General features: G+C 71.3%; 16 protein-coding genes, 3 tRNA genes and 1 pseudogene. 11 read left to right on the plus strand and 9 right to left on the minus strand.

All coding sequences use genetic code 11. The features are described from left to right. Positions 1 to 38 precede the first annotated feature (38 nt). The 4 genes from purD to ABZT74_RS02135 all read left to right on the plus strand — a co-directional run bounded on the left by purD (position 39) and on the right by ABZT74_RS02135 (position 6363). Positions 39 to 1292: a phosphoribosylamine--glycine ligase gene (gene purD / locus ABZT74_RS02120; protein ID WP_356432983.1), complete on the plus strand. Its 1254-nt coding sequence runs from the start codon at positions 39 to 41 to the stop codon at positions 1290 to 1292. Positions 1293 to 1659: 367 nt separating this feature from the next. Continuing rightward, complete coding sequence (locus tag ABZT74_RS02125) at positions 1660 to 3531, plus strand: hypothetical protein (protein ID WP_356433041.1); 1872 nt, start codon at positions 1660 to 1662, stop codon at positions 3529 to 3531. 257 nt (positions 3532 to 3788) lie between these two features. Beyond that, a complete protein-coding gene (locus tag ABZT74_RS02130; RefSeq protein ID WP_356169424.1) occupies positions 3789 to 5318 on the plus strand; it encodes a N,N-dimethylformamidase beta subunit family domain-containing protein in 1530 nt (509 codons plus the stop codon). A gap of 145 nt (positions 5319 to 5463) precedes the next feature. Beyond that, entirely contained in the window at positions 5464 to 6363 is a 900-nt protein-coding gene (locus ABZT74_RS02135) for a phosphoribosylaminoimidazolesuccinocarboxamide synthase (protein WP_355871762.1), read from the plus strand. A gap of 98 nt (positions 6364 to 6461) precedes the next feature. On the opposite strand, the gene ABZT74_RS02140 is transcribed toward ABZT74_RS02135, so the two are convergent. The 8 genes and pseudogenes from ABZT74_RS02140 to ABZT74_RS02175 form a co-directional block, all read right to left on the minus strand. Beyond that, positions 6462 to 6534: transfer RNA gene (locus ABZT74_RS02140), tRNA-Gly, on the minus strand. Positions 6535 to 6556: 22 nt separating this feature from the next. Beyond that, positions 6557 to 7192, minus strand: a complete 636-nt coding sequence (locus tag ABZT74_RS02145; RefSeq protein WP_356169497.1) for a response regulator transcription factor — start codon at positions 7190 to 7192, stop codon at positions 6557 to 6559. Positions 7193 to 7521: 329 nt separating this feature from the next. Then, a pseudogene (locus ABZT74_RS02150) lies at positions 7522 to 8751 on the minus strand (histidine kinase); the annotation flags it as partial. 20 nt (positions 8752 to 8771) lie between these two features. Continuing rightward, positions 8772 to 9575, minus strand: a complete 804-nt coding sequence (locus ABZT74_RS02155; protein ID WP_356169427.1) for an ABC transporter permease — start codon at positions 9573 to 9575, stop codon at positions 8772 to 8774. After that, the gene (locus ABZT74_RS02160; RefSeq protein ID WP_356432985.1) at positions 9572 to 10597 is read right to left on the minus strand and encodes an ABC transporter ATP-binding protein; all 1026 of its coding nucleotides are present in this window, start codon (positions 10595 to 10597) and stop codon (positions 9572 to 9574) included. The genes ABZT74_RS02155 and ABZT74_RS02160 overlap by 4 nt, the downstream gene beginning before the upstream one ends. Positions 10598 to 10887: 290 nt before the next feature. Continuing rightward, a tRNA-Gly gene (locus ABZT74_RS02165) sits at positions 10888 to 10963 on the minus strand. Between the two features lie 120 nt (positions 10964 to 11083). Next, positions 11084 to 11155 (minus strand) — tRNA-Gly (locus ABZT74_RS02170). 143 nt (positions 11156 to 11298) lie between these two features. Continuing rightward, the gene (locus tag ABZT74_RS02175) at positions 11299 to 11616 is read right to left on the minus strand and encodes an Lsr2 family protein (protein ID WP_081218206.1); all 318 of its coding nucleotides are present in this window, start codon (positions 11614 to 11616) and stop codon (positions 11299 to 11301) included. Positions 11617 to 11977: 361 nt separating this feature from the next. Between ABZT74_RS02175 and purS the strand changes: the two genes are divergently transcribed. From purS to purM, 7 genes are all read left to right on the plus strand, one after another. Then, complete coding sequence (gene purS, locus ABZT74_RS02180; protein ID WP_060898438.1) at positions 11978 to 12241, plus strand: phosphoribosylformylglycinamidine synthase subunit PurS; 264 nt, start codon at positions 11978 to 11980, stop codon at positions 12239 to 12241. Next, the gene (purQ, locus tag ABZT74_RS02185; RefSeq protein ID WP_356169433.1) at positions 12238 to 12918 is read left to right on the plus strand and encodes a phosphoribosylformylglycinamidine synthase subunit PurQ; all 681 of its coding nucleotides are present in this window, start codon (positions 12238 to 12240) and stop codon (positions 12916 to 12918) included. The genes purS and purQ overlap by 4 nt, the downstream gene beginning before the upstream one ends. Beyond that, positions 12915 to 15173: a phosphoribosylformylglycinamidine synthase subunit PurL gene (gene purL, locus ABZT74_RS02190; protein WP_356432987.1), complete on the plus strand. Its 2259-nt coding sequence runs from the start codon at positions 12915 to 12917 to the stop codon at positions 15171 to 15173. Before purQ ends, purL begins: the two co-directional genes overlap by 4 nt. Positions 15174 to 15329: 156 nt before the next feature. Beyond that, the gene (locus ABZT74_RS02195) at positions 15330 to 16127 is read left to right on the plus strand and encodes a sterol carrier family protein (protein ID WP_356432989.1); all 798 of its coding nucleotides are present in this window, start codon (positions 15330 to 15332) and stop codon (positions 16125 to 16127) included. A gap of 269 nt (positions 16128 to 16396) precedes the next feature. Beyond that, positions 16397 to 17185: an META domain-containing protein gene (locus tag ABZT74_RS02200; protein WP_355871740.1), complete on the plus strand. Its 789-nt coding sequence runs from the start codon at positions 16397 to 16399 to the stop codon at positions 17183 to 17185. A 61-nt stretch (positions 17186 to 17246) separates the two neighbouring features. Then, positions 17247 to 18773, plus strand: a complete 1527-nt coding sequence (purF, locus tag ABZT74_RS02205; RefSeq protein ID WP_356169439.1) for an amidophosphoribosyltransferase — start codon at positions 17247 to 17249, stop codon at positions 18771 to 18773. Between the two features lie 43 nt (positions 18774 to 18816). Then, a complete protein-coding gene (gene purM, locus ABZT74_RS02210) occupies positions 18817 to 19917 on the plus strand; it encodes a phosphoribosylformylglycinamidine cyclo-ligase (RefSeq protein WP_356432991.1) in 1101 nt (366 codons plus the stop codon). A gap of 155 nt (positions 19918 to 20072) precedes the next feature. Here purM and ABZT74_RS02215 read toward each other — a convergent pair whose 3' ends face one another. After that, a complete protein-coding gene (locus ABZT74_RS02215; RefSeq protein ID WP_164369483.1) occupies positions 20073 to 20327 on the minus strand; it encodes a DUF3073 domain-containing protein in 255 nt (84 codons plus the stop codon). Positions 20328 to 20349 lie beyond the last annotated feature (22 nt).

Consider the following 20349-nt stretch of genomic DNA (forward strand, 5'->3'; position numbering starts at 1 on the left):
CACAAGGACAGACTCGGCCGGCGGCTAGGCTGACCCCCGTGAAGGTCCTTGTCATCGGTGGCGGCGCCCGCGAACACGCCCTGTGCCGCTCCCTGTCCCTCGACCCCGGCGTCACCGCCCTCACCTGCGCCCCCGGTAACGCGGGGATCGCGGAAGTGGCGGAGCTGCGCGCGGTCGACGCCCTCGACGGCGCCGCCGTGGCCGCGCTGGCCACGGAGCTCGGCGCCGAACTGGTGATCGTGGGCCCGGAGGCCCCGCTGGTCGCCGGTGTCGCCGACGCCGTGCGCACGGCGGGCATCCCCTGCTTCGGCCCCTCGCTGGAGGCCGCGCGGCTGGAGGGCTCCAAGGCCTTCGCGAAGGACGTGATGGCGGGTGCCGGCGTCCCCACGGCACGCTCGTACGTCTGCACGACGCCCGAGGAGGTCGAGGAGGCACTCGACGCCTTCGGCGCGCCGTACGTCGTGAAGGACGACGGACTCGCGGCCGGCAAGGGCGTCGTCGTGACCGACGACCTCGACGCCGCGCGGGCGCACGCCAACGCCTGCGACCGCGTCGTCATCGAGGAGTTCCTCGACGGCCCCGAGGTCTCGCTCTTCGCGATCACCGACGGCACCACGGTCGTGCCGCTCCAGCCCGCCCAGGACTTCAAGCGCGCGCTGGACGGCGACGAGGGCCCGAACACCGGCGGCATGGGCGCGTACTCGCCGCTGCCGTGGGCGGACCCGAAGCTCGTGGACGAGGTCATGGACACCGTCCTCCAGCCGACCGTCGACGAGCTGCGCCGCCGCGGCACCCCCTTCTCCGGTCTGCTGTACGCGGGTCTGGCGATCACCAGCCGTGGCGTGCGGGTCATCGAGTTCAACGCCCGTTTCGGCGACCCGGAGACCCAGGTGGTCCTCGCCCGGCTGAAGACCCCGCTCTCCGGCGTTCTGCTGGCCTCCGCGACCGGCACCCTCGCCGATCTGGAGCCGCTGCGCTGGAGCGAGGACGCGGCCGTCACCGTGGTCGTGGCCTCGCACAACTATCCGGACACCCCGCGCACGGGCGACCCGATCACCGGTCTGGACGAGGTGGCCGCGCAGGACGCCCCGCACGCGTACGTCCTGCACGCGGGCACCCGGCACGACGGCGGAGCGGTGGTCAGCGCGGGCGGCCGTGTGCTCTCGGTCACAGCGATCGGATCCGGCCTCACCGAGGCCCGCGAGCGCGCCTACGCGGCGGTCGCCCGCATCGGTCTCGACGGCTCGCAGCACCGTACGGACATCGCGGCGAAGGCGGCGGCGGAGGCATAGCCGCAGGTCCCCACGGCGTCACCGAACCCCGGCCTCCAGACGGAGTCCGGGGTTCCGTCGCGTCCGGACCCGGCCCCGCCCGCCTGGCCGTTTCTGTACGGAACCGGGGGCCTGATCGTCGCCCACTGTCATCCACCTCTCCCCAGAGCCATTCCATCGAGTGACCGATGCCCCATCCGCCTGACTGGGGCCGGGGCCCCAACTAGGGTGCGGCGAAAGCATTCCGGCACTTGGCCCACCGGCATTGCGATGTCGGTGGCGGGTGCCACAGTGGGGGAGTGACCAACGCCAGGACATCCGTCGCCACCGGCCGTGTGAAGGCCGGAGCCCGGCGGACAATAGGGGGTGACGTCCGGTCGTGACCGGTATGGGTGTGGAGGTGGGCGCGCAGGCCGCGCGCTCCCGGGCTCTCGCCGTGCTGCGGATCCGCAGCAGGGCCTTGGCCGTCGCCCTGTTCCCCGCGGCCGTCGCCGTCGTACTGCTGGCCGGTGACGCCACCGGCCACATCGTGGGCGGGCACTGGGGGACCGTGCGCTGGATCGTGACGGTCCTCGCCGTCGTCGTCCTGCTCGCGGCGGCGGGCGTCGCGCTCGTGATCGCCCGCGCCCGGCCCGCGATGAGCCCCACGGTCCCGGTCTCCGAGGCGTCGGCCCCCGATCTGTACCGCATGGTCCGCGACCTGGCCGACCGTCTCGACGTCCCGGCGCCCTCCGCGATAGCCCTGACCCCGGACTGCGACAGCTGGCTGGAGGACCGCACCCACCGGGCGCACGGCCGCTCCGCCCCTGCCGGCCGCGAGGCGGACGGCACGGACACCGACCGGGCGGGCCTGGCCGCGGGCCGCGGCGCGGGGCGGTCGGCGAACCGCGCGCGCCGGGCGTCGGCCGCCCCCGTCCTCGTCATCGGGTCCCCTTTCCTGTGGTGGATGCGCGTCGGTGAACTGCGTGCCGTCCTCGCCCCGGTCGTCGCCGGTACGGGCCCCTCGGCCCACCCGGACATAGCCGCCGCCCGCCGTTTCGTCCGAGGGCTGGACGCGGCCGTCGCCGTGACCTCGGAGCCCGGACGCGACCCGCTGTCCCGCACGGTCCTGGCCGGAGCCGGCTGGGTGACCCGGCTTCTGCTGCGCAGCTGCCGGATCCATGCCGCCGAGATGGAGCGCGGTGTCGCCGCGGCGGCGGCGGAGCGCGCACAGGCCGTGGACTACGGACTGCGGATCGTCGCCCAGGAGCAGGTGGGTCTGGCGTACGCGGGCTGGGACCGGCTGCTGACCCGGGTCGCCCTGCCCGCCTGGCGGATGGGCCGCTGGCCCTCCCGGCTGGACGTGGGGGTCGTCGCCGCACTGACCGAGTTGTCCCGCCGCGACCGGCTGGCCGAGGGGTTCACCTCCCGGCTCGGCGAGCGGCCCGCCTGCGACCTGCTCGAAGAGCCCGGTTCGGTGGACGAGGCGACCTCGCTGCTGGCGGCCCGGCTCTTCCACGGCGGCCCCGCCGAGGCCGGCGCCGACTGGGCGCCGGTCGACTGGCAGGACTATCCGGACGAGGTCGTCGACCGCACCTGGCGCACCGACGCCGCCCGTCTCCACCGCGTTCTGGACGCGCTCGGCGTCCGGCACCCGGCAGACCCCGGCCGGCCCGAGGCAGGCGGTCCGACGCTGGCCCGGGTGCTGGACCACCTGGCCGTCCCGGCGGAGGACCGGCCGGCGCCTGACGCCGACGCGGACCTCGACCCGGAGGCGGCTCCCGACCCGGAGGCGGACCTCGGCGCGCACGCGGCGGAGGCGTACGAAGGGATCGGCGTCCCCGACGAGGAGGACGACCCGGACCTCGCCGTGGGGAGCGAACGAACAGCGGCTCTCGCCGCCGGCCTCACGGCAGAGGTGGCCCGGGAGGAGGCGGCCGCCCCGGCGCCGCCCGCGGCGGGCGCGGAGCAGCAGGGCCCCGATCACGCTCTCTGGGACGACGGGACCCTTCCGCTGTTCCCGCTCCAGCCGCCCCGTACCGGCCGTGACCTGCTGGCCGACCACGTCACGGCGATGGTCTGCTGCGCCGCGATGGACACCGCGGGTGCCACCCCCGGACTCGACTGGCTGGACGGGCCGTCCCTCCTCGTCGCGGGAGAGCGCGCGGCCGACCTCGGCCCTCGCGTCCTCACCCTCATAGAGACCGGTGACCCCGCGCCCCTGCGGGAGTGGCTCCTGCGTCTCGGCGTCCGCCCGGAGAAGCCGGTCCGGCTGGTCTGACCGGCCGAACCGATGGGCCCACGCCGTCGTGAGACCGGTTTCGTCCGAATCCGGTTTGTCCGGCCCGGCGCTCTTCCGGCCGGTCGGCCGCACACTGTTCGCAGCCCGTCTCGGCCCCCAGGCGGAGCGCCCCGTTCCACTCACGTCAATTCGCGACGAACGGTGACGGACTGCGTGCGTAATGTGATGTGCTGGGACCGATCGCGCGCAAGGGAACGGGCTTGCCGAACGACGGGGGCACGAGGGAGGGGACCGGGATGGGGTCGGAGCAGATCCGCCGCTGGGAGTCGGGCGCACTCGCACACGCCGTCACGGATCCCTTCGGCCAGGGACCCGTCCCCTGGCTCCGCGGCAGCGAGACGTACTTCGACGACACCGGCCACGTCGTCCCCTGGTACCTGGACGCCGACACGTCCCCGGCCCCGCATCCCGGGGCCGGCGGTTCCCGCATCCCGGCGCCGCGCGCCACCTCGGGCACCCGCGCGCGCTCCGGCTCCGGCGGCCCCCGCTCCGCGGACGACGTCCGCCGCCAGATCAAGGGGTTCACCACCACCGGCGCCGCGGCTCCGGGCGAGTCCATCGACTTCCACGTCACCGTCGACCCGCCGCAGGAATTCAGCGTCGACATCTACCGCATCGGCCACTACGGCGGTGACGGCGCCAGCAAGATCACCACGAGCCCCCGGCTCTCCGGCATCGTGCAGCCGGCGCCGCTCACCGCCGACCGCACGGTCTCGTGCCACCACTGGTGGCTGTCCTGGCGCCTGCAGATCCCGTCGTACTGGAGCATCGGCGCCTACGTAGCCGTCCTCACCACCGTCGACGGCTACCGCTCCCACGTCCCCTTCACCGTCCGCAACGACCAGACGGCCGACCTGCTCCTGCTGCTCCCGGACGTCACGTGGCAGGCGTACAACCTGTACCCGGAGGACGGCCACACCGGCGCCAGCCTGTACCACGCGTGGGACGAGAACGGCCGGCTGCTCGGCGAGGCCGACGCCGCGACGACCGTCTCCTTCGACCGTCCGTACGCGGGCGCGGGCCTCCCCCTCCACGTGGGCCACGCCTACGACTTCATCCGCTGGGCCGAGCGCTACGGCTACGACCTCGCCTACGCCGACGCCCGTGACCTGCACGCCGGCCGCGTCGACCCCACCCGCTACCGAGGCCTGGTCTTCCCGGGCCACGACGAGTACTGGTCGCCGCAGATGCGCCGCACCACGGAGCGCGCCCGCGAGCACGGCACCTCGCTCGTCTTCCTCTCCGCCAACACCATGTACTGGCAGGTGGAGTTGGGCCCGTCGCCGTCCGGCGTCCCCGACCGCCTGCTGACCTGCCGCAAGCGCCGGGGCCCGGGCAAGCCCGCCCTGTGGCGCGAGGTCGACCGTCCGGAGCAGCAGCTCATCGGCATCCAGTACGCGGGCAGGGTGCCCGAGCCGCACCCCCTGGTGGTCCGCAACGCCGACCACTGGCTGTGGGAGGCGACCGGCGCGCACGAGGGTGACGAGGTGGAGGGCATGGTCGCCGGGGAGGCGGACCGTTACTTCCCGCGCACCCCACTGCCCGATCACCAGGCCCGGATCCTGCTCGCGCACTCCCCGTACCCGGACAGTGAGGGTGTCCCCCGCCATCAGGAGACCTCGCTGTACCGCGCCCCGTCCGGCGCCCTGGTCTTCGCGTCCGGAACGTTCGCGTGGTCTCCCGCGCTCGACCGCCCGGGCCACGTGGACCCCCGTATCCAGCGCGCCACCGCGAATCTTCTCGACCGGATCTGCAAACACGACTGAGGAAGTCCGGCCGGGCACCCCGCACGCGCCCGCGTTCCGGCGGCGGAACCGCCCCGTTTCCGCCGCCACCGCGCGCCCCCTGTCCGCGGCCGCTCGCCCCATACGGGAGAATCGAGCCACTTGGACAGAACCACGGGGAGGCACCGTGTCCGGATTCGTCGAAAAGCCCGAGCCCCTTCAGGTGCCGGGTCTGGTACATCTGCACACCGGCAAGGTGCGCGATCTGTACCAGAACGAGGCGGGCGACCTCGTGATGGTCGCCAGCGACCGCATCTCCGCGTACGACTGGGTTCTCCCCACCGAGATCCCCGACAAGGGCCGTACGCTCACCCAGCTCTCGCTGTGGTGGTTCGACCAGCTCGCCGAGCTGGCGCCCAACCACGTGCTGAGCACCGAACTCCCGCCGGGCGCCCCCGCCGACTGGGCCGGCCGCACCCTGATCTGCAAATCCCTTCGGATGGCTCCGGTCGAATGCGTCGCCCGCGGCTATCTGACCGGTTCGGGTCTCGTCGAGTACAACGAGTCCCGCACCGTCTGCGGTCTCGCCCTCCCCGAGGGTCTCGTCGACGGCTCGGAACTCCCCTCGCCGATCTTCACCCCGGCCACCAAGGCCGCCGTCGGCGAGCACGACGAGAACGTCTCGTACGAGGAGGTCGCCCGCCAGGTCGGCGCCGACACCGCCGCCGAACTGCGCCAGGCGACCCTCGCCGTCTACAGCCGGGCCCGGGACATCGCCCGTGAGCGGGGCATCATCCTCGCGGACACGAAGTTCGAGTTCGGCTACGAGGGCGAGACGCTCGTCCTTGCCGACGAGGTGCTGACCCCGGACTCCTCGCGCTTCTGGCCCGCCGACTCGTGGGAGCCGGGCCACGCGCAGCCGTCCTTCGACAAGCAGTACGTCCGCGACTGGCTGACGTCCGCCGAGTCAGGCTGGGACCGCAAGAGCGAGCAGCCGCCGCCGGCTCTCCCCGACCACGTCGTGGAAGCCACCCGCGCCAAGTACATCGAGGCCTACGAGCGCCTCACGGGCATGAGCTGGACCTGATCCCGCCCCGGGCCCGGCTCCGAGCCGGGCCCGGACACCGGGGTCCGTACCCGTACACGAAGAAGCCCCCGACCTGAGGTCGGGGGCTTCTTTTCCGGAGCGGACGACCAGGTTCGAACTGGCGACCTCAACCTTGGCAAGGTTGCGCTCTACCAACTGAGCTACGTCCGCATGCGCCGTGGCGCGACAGCCACTATACCCAACCTCGAAGACGCGCGAGACGCACTGCCGAGTGACGGTTCTCCGCACCCAGCTTGGACGCGGCGGACGACAGGTAGTTCCGTACGGTCCCCTGGGAGAGCGCGGCCCGCTCCGCGATCTCCGCCACGGGCGCACCGTCGGCGGCGAATTCGAGCACCTCGGCCTCCCGGACGGTCAGCGGCGAGTCCCCGGCGGAGATCGCGTCGGCGGCCAACTCGGGATCCACATAACGGTTTCCCGCGTGCACCGTGCGAATGATCTCCGCGAGCCGCTGCGCACTGACCGTCTTCGGCACGAACCCCCGCACACCCGCCGCAAGCGCCCGCTTCAGATGTCCCGGCCTCCCGTGGCTCGTCACGATCAGCACCTGACAGCCCGGCAGTTCGGCCCGCAGGGATGTGGCCACCCTCACACCGTCCGCTCCCGGCATCTGAAGATCCAGGACGGCGACGTCGGGTTCATGGGCCCGCGCCATCGCCAGCGCCTCGGGTCCGGTCGCCGCCTCGGCCACCACGACCAGGTCGTCCTCCAGTCCGAGCAGCGCGGCCAGCGCACCCCGGATCAGGTGTTCGTCGTCGGCGAGTAGCAGCCGCACGGGAGAGGCCGCCGCAGACGTGTCCTCCGGCATGGACGTCATCGCGTGACCTCCCCGGCCCGGCGCGGCACGGACGAGTCCGACCGTCCTCCACTCCCGGGGACCCCGACCTCCACGCCTCCGACCTCTCGCCGATCGTCCGGGCCGCCCTGATCGTCCGGACCACCGTGATCGTCCCGGCCCATGCCCGTTCTCACGCTCCTGCCCGCGCTCCTGCCCTGGTCCCAGCCCGTGTCTCTGTCTGTCTCTCTGTCCGCGTCCGTATCCAGGCCCACGCGGGCGTCAGTCGACGGTCGGCCCGCCCCGTGTCCTGGCTCCGAGGCCCTCCCGCGATCCGGGGACGGCTCCGGGGCATGCGGCAGGGGCAGGGGAACCTCCGCGGTCAGCCGGAAGAGCCCTCCGCTCGCGCCGGCCCGCAGCACCCCGTCCACCTCCCCCAGCCGCTCCCGCAGCCCCACGAGCCCGGACCCCCCGATCCGTTCGGAGTCCCCCTCCGGCCGGGGACACGAGCCCTCCGTGTCCGGAGCCCCGTCGTTCTCGACCGTCAGCGTCACCAGGCCCGCGGCCACCCGCAGCGACACGGCGCAGTTCTTGGCGTCCCCGTGCCGCAGCACGTTCGTCGTCGCCTCCCGGACGACCCAGCCGAGCGCCGACTGGACCGCCACGGGCAGCTCCGTGCCCGCGCCGGTGACGGAGCAGCCGATGCCGGCGGCCGTCAAAACCCCCTGCGCACCCGCCAGTTCGACCCTCAGATCGGCTTCGCGGTACCCCCGCACCACGGCCCGCACCTCCCGCTGGGACTCCCGGGCTATCCGCTGCACCTCGGTCATCTGGTCCACGGCCTCGGGCCTCCCGCGCCGGGCCAGCTGGACGGCCAGCTCGCTCTTGAGGGCTATCACCGCGAGGTTGCGGCCCATCACGTCGTGCAGGTCGCGGCCGAAACGCAGCCGCTCCTCGGCGACGGCGAGCCGGGCCCGGGTCTCGCGGGCCGCGTCGAGTTCGTAGACGGCGTTCAGCAGCCAGACCGAGAAGGCCGCGGTGAAGGTCAGGAACCCGGCGGTCAGCAGGACCGCGACGGCGGTGATCAGCGCGGCGGGACCAGGGAAACCGAGCGGGAAGGAGACCGCCCCGGCCCCCGCCGCCGCGCCGACCACGGCGGAGGTCATCCGCCGTCGGTCGCGGATCCCGAGGGCGATCGTGCCGGTGCCGAACGCTATGACGCCCACGAAGAGCGAGGACGCCACCCGAAGCTCGTCCTCGGTGGCCGGACGCCAGTCGGTGCCCGACAGGGCGAGCGCCACGAGGGCCACCACGGCGGTGCCCACGGCCAGCGCGAGCATCATCCGCCCGGGCTGCCGCCGGGTACCGCGCGTCCAGTCCAGCGACCGCGACGCCGTCACCCCGCAGAGCACGGCGTGCGCGGACACCAGCAGGAACAGCGGCCAGGCCAGGGCGGACGAGACGTTGCCGAAGATCGGCAGGCCGAACGTGACGACCTCGATCACGGCGAAGAAGTGGAACGACCACCGCGTGTACGCCTCGACCTTGGCCGGCGTGCTCTTGCCGTCCCACCAGCCGTTCGGCTCGTCCATGCCCGCCCCCGCGTCCGTGGTCATCGTCGCGGCTCCCAGCGGAACCACCGCTGTACAGCAAACACCGCGATCGCGGCCCAGACCACCGCCGTACCGAGAGCGCCCAGGGTGTCGTGGGCGGAGAGGTGCCCGCTCCAGCCGCCGCGTATCAGGGTGATCACCGGGGTGAGGGGCAGCAGTTCGCAGAACGAGGCGACGCGGTCGGGCAGCATCTCCAGCGGGATGAAGGTCCCGGAACCGACCAGGGACACCAGGGTCAGCGGCATCGCCGCGACCTGGGCTCCCTCGATGCTCCTGCTGAAGGCGGCGGTGACGGCTGCCAGCGCGGGCCAGGTGACGAAGCCCAACAGGATCCCCAGCAGGACGAGATGGGGTGCCCGGGGCGCCCCGATGTCGAGTGTCACGGCGTAGGCGGCGGTCAGGATCAGGCACTGGGCGAGGCCGATGGTCACCGAGGGCAGGGCGGCGCCCAGGAGGATCTCCACGTCGCGCGGCTCCCCGGTGCGCAGCCGCTTCAGGACGAGCTCCTCCCGGCGGGCCGCGTACACACTCACCAGCGAGCTGTAGACCGCGAAGAGCAGGGAGAACCCGATCGAGGAAGGGAGCAGGATCGACCCGACGGTGAGCCCGGTGCCCTTCAGGTCCATCTGGTCGACGGTCGAGCGGAGCATGAAGGGCATGGTCAGCGGCACGAACAGTGCCGCCGCGAGTGTCGCCTTCGTACGGCCGAGCAGGGTCAGCTCGGCGCGGGCCAGCGCTCCCATCCGTCCTGCCGCCGTGGTCCGGGCCGGGCCCGCCCCCGTCGTGACTGCCGTTCCGCTCATGCCGCCGTCCTCCCCTTCGTCCGCCTCGGCTGCCTCGTCCGCGCGCCGGTGCCCGCCGCCGGCTCGGGCCGGTGCCCGTCGTGTACCGCCGCGTCCCGCGCTATGCGCAGGAACGCCTCCTCCAGGGAGCCCGAGCGCACATCGAGCCCCCGCAGCTCGACCCGCGCCCGCTCCGCCCACACCAGCAGGGCCGTCGCGGTCCGCTGCAGCTCGTTCGTGCGGAGTCTGATCACCCGGCCCGCGGTCTCGTGGCTGCTCACCCCGAGCTCGGCCAGCGGGGGCAGGTCGCCCGGGAAGTACCCCTCGGGCAGCTCGAAGGAGACGCGCGACGGCTGGGCCGCCGTGACCTCGGCCGGAGTGCCGAGGGCCGCGATCCGTCCTTCGTGGAGGATCGCCAGCCGGTCGGCGAGACCCTCCGCCTCCTCCAGATAGTGGGTCGTCAGCAGGACCGTGGTCCCGCCGTCACGCAGCTCACGCACCAACTCCCAGGTGCCCCGGCGGCCTTCCACATCGAGTCCGGTCGTCGGTTCGTCGAGGAAGAGGACATCGGGGCGGCCGAGGAGCGCGAGCGCGAGGTCCAGGCGCCGCTTCTCGCCCCCGGACAGCTGCTTGACCCGCACCGCGCTCCGGCGGGTGAGGCCGACCAGCTCCAGCGCCTCCCCGATGGGCCGTGCCCCGCTGGTGCACCCCGCCCACATGCGAAGGGTCTCCGCGACCGTCAGTTCGGAGGGGAAGCCGCCCTCCTGGAGCATCACGCCGATCCGGGGCCGCACGGCGCTCCGTTCCCTGTACGGATCGTGCCCGAGGACCCGGACGTGGCCGGCGGCCGGAGGCGCGAGGCCCTCGATCAGCTCGACGGTGGACGTCTTGCCCGCGCCGTTCGTCCCGAGCAGGGCGAACAGCTCGCCGCGGCCCACCGAGAACGTGACGCCGCGCACCGCCTCGAAGTCTCCGCCCGCACCCCCGTACACCCGCCGCAGGTCAGTGACCTCGATCACGTGATCGTGCCCGTTCGTGTTCATGCGTTCAGCCTCGCCCCGGAAAGAGCCCGGCAGCAGTGCGCGGTGTCATCACTCCCCATGACAAATGTCAGAAGGCGGAGGGGGATCCGGTGGGAAGAGAGCTTTGGTGGGGAGGGCGCTTCGGTGAGAGCGGCGAGGGCGGCGACGACGCGGGCGAGAGTGCAGACGGCCCGCCCGTCGATGTCCTGGTGCCGGCGCGGCCCGCACCGTGGTCGCGGACACGGGAACACACGCGCCCGCGGACGGCGCACGACAAAGGCCCCGGTCGATTGACCGGGGCCTTTGCTTTGTGGAGCGGACGACCAGGTTCGAACTGGCGACCTCAACCTTGGCAAGGTTGCGCTCTACCAACTGAGCTACGTCCGCATTGCCTCCGACCGGCTTCCACCGATCGGCGCGAGCACCACCCTACCTGATCCTTCCCAAGCTCTCGACAAGCTCGAGCCAGGAAGGAGACCCCCATGAGTGGGTCGGTAAGAGATGCAGAGCGGGTGACAGGAATTGCACACTGCGCCTTCCCCCTGGAAGGGGGATGTTCTACTACTGAACTACACCCGCGCGACTCCGTGGGTTTCGGCTTTCGGCCTTGCCCCTCGGCGTGTTCCAGACTCTAGCTGATCAGCGGGGGGTCAGCGCAAGTCGGCTGTCTCCGGGGTCCGGTGGCGGTCCCTCGCGGGTGCTCCCGGTGCGGACGCGGCGGCTCAGTGGGACTCGGCGAACGCCTCGTAGACCTTCTTGGGGATCCGGCCGCGCGGCGGGACGTCCATCTTGTTGGAGCGGGCCCAGGCGCGGACGGCGGCGGGGTCGGGCGTCAGCGCGGTGTGCGTGTACGCCTTCCCGGACTTCGACTGCTTGCGGCCGGCCTCGAGGTAGGGCGCGAGTACCTTGCGCAGTTTCTTGGCATTGGCTGGATTGAGGTCGATCTCGTACGACTTGCCGTCCAGTCCGAAGGCGATCGTCTCCGCCGCTTCCGAGCCGTCGATGTCGTCAAAGAGAGTGACCACGACACGCTGCGCCACGAATATCGGTCCCTTCGCGCGACAGCTCCGCGATCAACGGTCATGACGTGCGCGGACGTCACGGAGTTGTCGGAGAGATGTCGACTGTCCGGCTGTTATTGGGCAAAGTATCGGCTAATGCCAATTCCTTTGTACAGTGCCCGGCATTGCATTGTGAAGCCCGACTAAATCCTTCAGCGTGTCCGGAGGCAATGGGCCCCCGTCGCTCTTCTGCTGTTTTTCCCAGGATTTTCCGCGGGAGACCCCTTGTCGATGCGGGATCGTGATCGGGGTCACGTAGGATTCTACGAATCTACGCGAGTAGAAATTTTGTACGGGTAGTCTGAAGGGACCTGCTCAGCACCACACACCGGGAGTGCCAGTGGCACGCGTCGTAGTCGACGTCATGCTCAAGCCGGAGATCCTCGACCCCCAGGGCCAGGCGGTGCAGCGTGCACTGCCGCGCCTCGGTTTCGACGGTGTCTCCGACGTACGTCAGGGAAAGCGATTCGAACTGGAAGTGGACGGACCGGTGGACGACGCCGCCCTCGCCCGCATCCACGAACTTGCGGAATCCTTCCTCGCCAACACCGTGATCGAGGACTTCACCGTCAAGGTCGAGGAAGTCGCGGAGGCCGGAAAGTGACCGCTCGTATTGGAGTCGTCACCTTTCCGGGCAGCCTCGACGACCGTGACACGCAGCGCGCGATCCGGCTCGCGGGTGCCGAACCCGTCGCTCTCTGGCACAAGGACAAGGACCTCAAGCAGGTCGACGCCGTGGTGCTGCCCGGCGGTTTCTCGTACGGCGACTATCTGCGGGCCGGCGCCATCTCGCGCTTCTCGCCGGTGATGGAGACCGTCATCGAGCAGGCGAAGTCCGGAATGCCGGTTCTCGGCATCTGCAACGGCTTCCAGGTCCTCACCGAGGCGCACCTTCTTCCCGGCGCGATGCTCGGCAACAACCACCTCCACTTCATCTGCCGTGACCAGAAGCTGCGGGTGGAGAACGCGGAGACCGCCTGGACCGCCGACTACGTGTCCGGCCAGGAGATCCACATCCCGCTGAAGAACATGGACGGGCGGTACGTCGCCGACGGGCGCACGCTCGACATGCTGGAGGCCGAGGGCCGGGTCGTGTTCCGCTACGTGGACGTCAACCCGAACGGCTCGCTGCGCGACATCGCCGGCATCACGAACGAGGCGGGCAACGTCGTCGGTCTGATGCCGCACCCGGAGCACGCCGTCGAGCCCCTCGTCGGCTCCGGCCGCACCGACGGCCTCCCCTTCTTCACCTCGATCCTCAAGAAGCTGGTCAACGCATGAGCCGCACGCCTCTGGACACGGTCGAGAACGCGGCCGCGACCCCCGACGTCGAGCTGCCCTGGGCCGAACTGGGCCTGAAGAAGGACGAGTACGAGCGCGTCGTCGAGATCCTCGGACGCCGGCCCACCGGTGCCGAGCTCGCCATGTACTCCGTCATGTGGTCCGAGCACTGCTCCTACAAGTCCTCGAAGGTCCACCTCCGCCAGTTCGGCGAGAAGGCCCCGCAGTCCGACGCCCTGCTCGTCGGCATCGGCGAGAACGCCGGCGTCGTCGACGTCGGCCAGGGCTACGCGGTCACCTTCAAGGTCGAGTCGCACAACCACCCGTCGTACGTCGAGCCCTACCAGGGCGCGGCCACCGGCGTCGGCGGCATCGTGCGCGACATCATCGCGATGGGCGCCCGCCCGGTCGCCGTCGTCGACCCGCTGCGTTTCGGCGCGGCCGACCACCCCGACACCAAGCGCGTCCTGCCGGGCGTCGTCGCGGGCATCGGCGGCTACGGCAACTGCCTGGGCCTGCCCAACATCGGCGGCGAGGTCGTCTTCGACGCCTGCTACCAGGGCAACCCGCTGGTCAACGCCGGTGCCATCGGCGTCATGCGGCACGAGGACATCCACCTCGCGAAGGCGTCCGGCACGGGCAACAAGGTCATCCTGTACGGGGCCCGCACCGGCGGTGACGGCATCGGCGGCGCGTCGATCCTCGCCTCGGAGACCTTCGACGACGCCAAGCCGTCGAAGCGTCCCGCCGTCCAGGTCGGCGACCCCTTCCAGGAGAAGCTCCTCATCGAGTGCACCCTGGAGGCCTTCGCCGAGAAGCTGGTCGTCGGCATCCAGGACCTCGGCGCGGCCGGACTGTCCTGCGCCACCAGCGAGTTGGCGTCCAACGGCTCCGGCGGCATGCGCGTCACCCTGGACGACGTACCGCTGCGCGACTCCACGCTCTCGCCCGAGGAGATCCTCATGAGCGAGTCGCAGGAACGCATGTGCGCGGTCGTCGAGCCGGAGAAGGTCGACCGCTTCCTGGAGATCTGCGACAAGTGGGACGTCATCGCCACCGTCATCGGTGAGGTCACCGACGGCGACCGGCTGGAGATCTACTGGCACGGCGGCAAGATCGTCGACGTCGACCCGCGCACGGTCGCGCACGACGGCCCGGTCTACGAGCGCCCCTACGCCCGCCCCTCCTGGCAGGACGCGCTCCAGGCCGACGACGCGGGCAAGCTGCCCCGCCCGGCGACGAGCGCCGAGCTGAAGGACCAGGTCCTGCGGCTCGTCTCCTCCCCGAACCAGGCCTCCAAGTCATGGATCACCTCCCAGTACGACCACTTCGTGCAGGGCAACACGGTGCTGGCCCAGCCCGAGGACTCGGGCATGATCCGCATCGACGAGGAGACCGGGCTCGGTGTCGCCATCGCGACCGACGGCAACGGCCGCTACGCCAAGCTCGACCCGTACACCGGCGCGCAGTTGGCCCTCGCCGAGGCGTACCGGAACGTCGCGACCACCGGCGCCAAGCCGCTCGCCGTCTCCGACTGCCTGAACTTCGGCTCGCCCGAGGACCCGGCGGTCATGTGGCAGTTCGCCGAGGCGATCCGCGGACTGGCGGACGGCTGCCTGCAGTTGGGCACCCCGGTGACCGGCGGCAACGTCTCGCTGTACAACCAGACCGGCGAGGTGGCCATCCACCCGACCCCCGTCGTGGCCGTGCTGGGCGTCATCGACGACGTCGCCCGTCGCACGCCGGTCGCCTTCCAGGAAGAGGGCCAGCTCCTCTACCTGCTCGGTGACACTCGGGAGGAGTTCGGCGGTTCGGCCTGGTCGCAGGTCGTCCACGACCACCTGGGCGGTCTGCCCCCGCAGGTCGACCTGGAGCGCGAGCGGCTGCTCGCCGAGATCCTCATCTCGGCCTCGCGCGACGGAATGATCGACTCCGCGCACGACCTGTCCGACGGCGGCCTCATCCAGGCCGTGGTCGAGTCGGCGCTGCAGGGCGGCAAGGGCGCGCGGCTGATCGTCCCCGACGGCCTCGACGCGTTCACGTTCCTGTTCTCCGAGTCGGCGGGCCGCGCGGTCGTCGCCGTCCCGCGCTCGGAGGAGCTGCGCTTCAACGACATGTGCGGTGCCCGGGGTCTGCCCGTCGCCCGCATCGGTGTCGTCGACGGTGACGCGGTCGACGTCCAGGGCGAGTTCGCGCTCTCCCTGGCCGAGCTGCGCACCGCTCACGAGGAGACGATCCCGGCGCTGCTGGCGTGACCCGGTGACCTGCGCGTAGGCCCCGTCCGGTCTCCGGTCGGGGCCTGCGCGCGTCCTGGTCTTCGCCCGGACCCGGGCCGGGACGTGCCGTTCCTCCCCCGGAAAAAACCGCCGCCGTCCTCCGTCCGGGCGTCCCCCGGTCCTAGGGTGAGGATCATGCCCCCCGCCAAGAAGCGCGCCCGTGCCTACGACTCCGCCAAGATCCGCGCGGCGGTCCTCGCCCAGTTCGGGAACGTACGCGACGGCGTGCGCACCCTGAGCGAAGAGCAGTCGGCGCGGTCCACGCACCTCGGCGGCTGGACCGTACGGGACCTCGCCGCGCACGTCACGACGGCCCTGGAGAGCGTGAGCCGCAATCTCGACCGGCCCGAGCCCACCGCCCGGGAACTGTCCCTGCTCGACTGGCCGTTCGCCACCGCCGCCCGGGCCGCCGACATCGCCGAGGACACCCGTGAACTCGCCGGGCGGAACGCGGACCTCGACGCGCTGTTCGCCCGCACCGAGCAGCGGATCACCGAGCGCCTGGCCACGGCGACGGACGGCCGGCTGCTCGCCGCGCGGACCGGCGCGATGACCCTCGCCGACTACCTCGTCACCCGGACCGTCGAACTCGTCGTCCACACCGACGACCTGAACCGCGGGGTCCCCGGCCTCGACATCCCGTACGACCGCCAGGCCCTCGCCGCCTGCACCCGGCTGCTCGCCGACGCGCTCGCTGTGAAGGCGCCCGGCGCGTCGACGGAGGTGCGGGTCCCGCCGTACGCCGTCGTGCAGTGCGTCGAGGGCCCCCGGCACACCCGCGGCACCCCGCCGAACGTCGTGGAGACGGACCCGCTGACCTGGATCCGGCTCGCGACGGGACGTACGGAGTGGAAGGCGGCGCTCGACGAGGCGAAGGTCAGCGCCAGCGGTGAACGCGCCGACCTCGCCGGTCTGCTGCCCCTCATGGGCTGAGCCTCCCGGCAGGTCTCCGCCGACCGCTGCTCCCGCGACGACGGCCGAACCGCCCGACGCCTGCGGGCCACTTGTTCCCGCGCGTCCCGAACCGGCCCACGTGCGCGGGCCGCCGTCTCCGCACGGCCCGAACCACCCGACATCCACCGTCCCTTGACGTGCCGAACCGTCCGCAGCCCGGTCCTCGCCCCCGCCCGCGCCCGTCCCCCGATCGGGCGCCCTCGCCCCGGGAGGGGAACCGAATCCCCCACCCCTCCCGTCCCATCGGCATGGACAAGCAGCGAATGACCCTCAGTGTCCTGACCCTGCTTCCCCTCGCCGTGGCGTGCGGTACCCATACGGCGGGAAGCGGTTCCGTCGGGACGGGATCGCCGGTGACCGGAGTCCACTGGACGGTCGACAGCCTCACCGTGGACGGAAGGACCGCGAAGGCACCAGCCGGCGCGTATCTGAAGATCGGCGAGGACGGCCGCGTCAGCGGCAACCTCGGCTGCAACGGATTCGGTTCGCAGGCCACCGTCAAGGGCGACCGGGTCGCGTTCGGCGCGCTCCGGACGACCGAGATGGGCTGCGCGAAGGGCCCGGCGAACTTCGAGCGGAACCTGAGCCGCTCGATCGCCGGCCAGGACGCGTTCACCGCGAAGACCGCCGGCGACCGGCTGACCCTCACCGCCGGCGGCGGCGACCGGATCAGCCTCACCAAGGAGAAGGACGCACCCCTGCGCGGGACGAAGTGGACGGTCACGGCACTCGGTGACAGGAACACCTCGCGGTCGCTCCCGAAGGGGACCGACGCGTACTTCGTGCTCGGCGAGGACGGCACCCTCGACGGCCGTCTCGGCTGCAACCACGCGTCCGCCCGGGCCACCGTGAGCGACGGACATATCACCCTCGGGCCGGCCAGGACCACCCGCATGATGTGCGACCGCTCACTCATGAGGACGGAGAAGGCCCTGCTGGAGCTCTTCGACGGCCGCACCTCGTACGTGGTGGATCATCGTGGCATCACGCTGACCAGCGAGAACGGCACAATCGTCCAAGCAGCTGCCGCTGAGTGACCGCTCGGGGACCCGAATCCCCAATTCGGACCAGTGGTCGATCTCGCCTACACTCGGTGCCGTGCCACGTGGTGACGGTCGACTCAATCATGATCTGCTCCCCGGTGAGAAAGGCCCCCAGGACGCTTGCGGCGTCTTCGGTGTCTGGGCTCCGGGCGAAGAGGTCGCCAAGCTCACTTACTTCGGGCTCTACGCCCTCCAGCATCGGGGTCAGGAATCCGCGGGAATCGCGGTCAGCAACGGCTCCCAGATTCTCGTCTTCAAGGACATGGGCCTCGTGTCCCAGGTCTTCGACGAGACCTCGCTCGGTTCGCTCCAGGGTCACATCGCGGTCGGTCACGCCCGCTACTCGACCACCGGTGCCTCTGTGTGGGAGAACGCCCAGCCGACGTTCCGTGCCACCGCGCACGGTTCCATCGCGCTCGGCCACAACGGCAACCTGGTCAACACGGCGCAGCTCGCCGAGATGGTCGCCGACCTGCCCAAGCAGGAAGGCCGCACCACCCGTGTGGCGGCCACCAACGACACCGACCTGCTCACCGCGCTCCTCGCGGCCCAGGTCGACGACGACGGCAAGCCGCTGACCGTCGAGGAGGCCTCCGTGAAGGTCCTCCCGCAGGTCAAGGGAGCCTTCAGCCTCGTCTTCATGAACGAGCACACGCTCTACGCCGCCCGTGACCCGCAGGGCATCCGCCCGCTGGTCCTCGGCCGCCTGGAGCGCGGCTGGGTGGTGGCCTCCGAGTCCGCCGCCCTGGACATCTGCGGCGCCAGCTATGTGCGCGAGATCGAGCCGGGCGAGTTCGTCGCCATCGACGAGAACGGCCTGCGGACCTCCCGATTCGCGGAAGCGAAGCCCAAGGGCTGCGTCTTCGAGTACGTCTACCTGGCGCGCCCCGACACGGACATCGCCGGTCGGAACGTGTACCTCTCGCGTGTCGAGATGGGCCGCAAACTCGCCAAGGAAGCGCCGGTCGAAGCCGACCTGGTGATAGCGACCCCGGAGTCCGGGACGCCCGCCGCGATCGGTTACGCGGAGGCCTCCGGCATTCCGTTCGGCGCCGGCCTGGTGAAGAACGCGTACGTCGGCCGGACCTTCATCCAGCCCTCGCAGACCATCCGCCAGCTGGGCATCCGGCTGAAGCTGAACCCGCTCAAGGAAGTCATCAAGGGCAAGCGTCTGGTCGTCGTCGACGACTCGATCGTGCGCGGCAACACCCAGCGCGCCCTCGTCCGGATGCTCCGCGAGGCGGGTGCCGCCGAGATCCACATCCGGATCTCCTCGCCGCCCGTGAAGTGGCCCTGCTTCTTCGGCATCGACTTCGCGACCCGCGCCGAGCTGATCGCGAACGGCATGACCATCGAGGAGATCGGCACCTCGCTGGGCGCCGACTCCCTGTCGTACATCTCCATCGACGGCATGATCGAGGCCACGACCATCGACAAGCCGAACCTCTGCCGCGCGTGCTTCGACGGCGAGTACCCGATGGACCTTCCCGACCCCGAGCTGCTCGGTAAGCAGCTCCTGGAGACCGAGCTGGCCGCGGGTCCCGCAGCCACGGCCGCGGCTGACGCCATCCGTCGCCCGTAAGTGCCGCAGAGCCCCGTTTCACCAACCCGAAAGATCCCAGGCAATGTCTTCTGTGTCTGATCAGTCACCTACGGCGACGGGCAGTGCCTCCGGTGCTTCCTACGCGGCTGCCGGCGTCGACATCGAGGCCGGCGACCGCGCCGTGGAGCTCATGAAGGAGTGGGTGAAGAAGACGCAGCGCCCCGAGGTTCTCGGCGGCCTCGGCGGATTCGCCGGCCTCTTCGACGCCTCCGCCCTCAAGCGGTTCGAGCGCCCGCTGCTCGCCTCGGCCACCGACGGCGTGGGCACCAAGGTCGACGTGGCCCGTCGGCTCGGCGTGTACGACACCATCGGCCGCGACCTGGTCGCCATGGTCATGGACGACATCGTCGTGTGCGGAGCCGAGCCGCTCTTCATGACCGACTACATCTGCGTCGGCAAGGTCCACCCCGAGCGGGTGGCGGCCATCGTGAAGGGCATCGCCGAGGGCTGTGTCCTCGCGGGCTGCGCCCTGGTGGGCGGCGAGACGGCCGAGCACCCCGGCCTGCTGGGTCCGGACGACTTCGACGTCGCCGGCGCCGGTACGGGCGTGGTGGAGGCCGACCAGCTGCTCGGCCCCGACCGCATCCGAACGGGTGACGCGGTGATCGCCATGGCGGCCTCCGGTCTTCACTCGAACGGGTACTCGCTCGTCCGGCACGTCCTCCTCGACCGGGCGAAGCTCGGCCTGGAGCAGCACATCGAGGAGTTCGGCCGCACGCTCGGCGAGGAGCTCCTGGAGCCCACCAAGATCTACTCGCTGGACTGCCTGGCCCTGACGCGGACCACCGAGGTGCACGCGTTCAGCCACATCACGGGCGGCGGCCTCGCGGCCAACCTGGCCCGGGTGATCCCGGACGGCCTGCACGCCGTCGTCGACCGCGAGACCTGGACCCCGGCCCCCGTCTTCGACCTGGTCGGCCGGACGGGCGACGTCGAGCGCCTGGAGCTGGAGAAGACGCTGAACATGGGCGTCGGCATGATGGCGATCGTCCCCGAGGAGTCGGCCGAGGTGGCCCTGGCCACCCTCGCGGACCGCGGAGTGGACGCCTGGATCGCCGGTGAGATCACCGAGCGCGGCGACCACGCGACGGGCGCGGAGCTGATCGGCGACTACGCGAACTGAGCCCCCTGGGCAGCACGAAACCCGGTCCGGCGCTGAGGCCCCGGACCGGGTGAAGTGCAGTCACTACGAGAAATCCGCCAGGCGGGATCTTCCGGAAAACCACTTCAGGGAGACCCGCTGAGAAGATCGCGGAAACTGCGAGGGACGCTGTTGCGTCAAGCGCCGCGACGTTGCGACTGAGGACCGGACTGGTCGTCGTCGTCCTCGTCGTCGTCGTTGTAGAGATCCGCGTACTGTGCGTACGGGTCGTCTTCCTCGTCGTCGTCCTCGAACGGCTCGCCATTCGGCGGCTGGCTCGAAGTCGAAGCGCCCAGCTCATTGGCCAGACGCGAGAGGTCAGTCCCGCCGCTGCTGTACTTCAGCTGGCGGGCGACCTTCGTCTGCTTGGCCTTTGCCCGGCCGCGCCCCATGGCTCGACCCCCTCGGATACGA

The organism is Streptomyces sp. NPDC005302, from assembly GCF_040607345.1.
Taxonomy (GTDB): domain Bacteria; phylum Actinomycetota; class Actinomycetes; order Streptomycetales; family Streptomycetaceae; genus Streptomyces.

Coding starts and splice junctions, on each gene's coding strand:
- ABZT74_RS02200 (WP_355871740.1), top strand. CDS start 16,397: ATGGACAAGCAGCGAATGACCCTCAGTGTCCTGACCCTGCTTCCCCTC.
- ABZT74_RS02145 (WP_356169497.1), bottom strand. CDS start 7,192: ATGCCGGAGGACACGTCTGCGGCGGCCTCTCCCGTGCGGCTGCTACTC.
- purM (WP_356432991.1), top strand. CDS start 18,817: ATGTCTTCTGTGTCTGATCAGTCACCTACGGCGACGGGCAGTGCCTCC.
- ABZT74_RS02195 (WP_356432989.1), top strand. CDS start 15,330: ATGCCCCCCGCCAAGAAGCGCGCCCGTGCCTACGACTCCGCCAAGATC.
- purL (WP_356432987.1), top strand. CDS start 12,915: ATGAGCCGCACGCCTCTGGACACGGTCGAGAACGCGGCCGCGACCCCC.
- ABZT74_RS02130 (WP_356169424.1), top strand. CDS start 3,789: ATGGGGTCGGAGCAGATCCGCCGCTGGGAGTCGGGCGCACTCGCACAC.
- ABZT74_RS02215 (WP_164369483.1), bottom strand. CDS start 20,327: ATGGGGCGCGGCCGGGCAAAGGCCAAGCAGACGAAGGTCGCCCGCCAG.
- ABZT74_RS02125 (WP_356433041.1), top strand. CDS start 1,660: ATGGGTGTGGAGGTGGGCGCGCAGGCCGCGCGCTCCCGGGCTCTCGCC.
- ABZT74_RS02155 (WP_356169427.1), bottom strand. CDS start 9,575: ATGAGCGGAACGGCAGTCACGACGGGGGCGGGCCCGGCCCGGACCACG.
- ABZT74_RS02160 (WP_356432985.1), bottom strand. CDS start 10,597: ATGAACACGAACGGGCACGATCACGTGATCGAGGTCACTGACCTGCGG.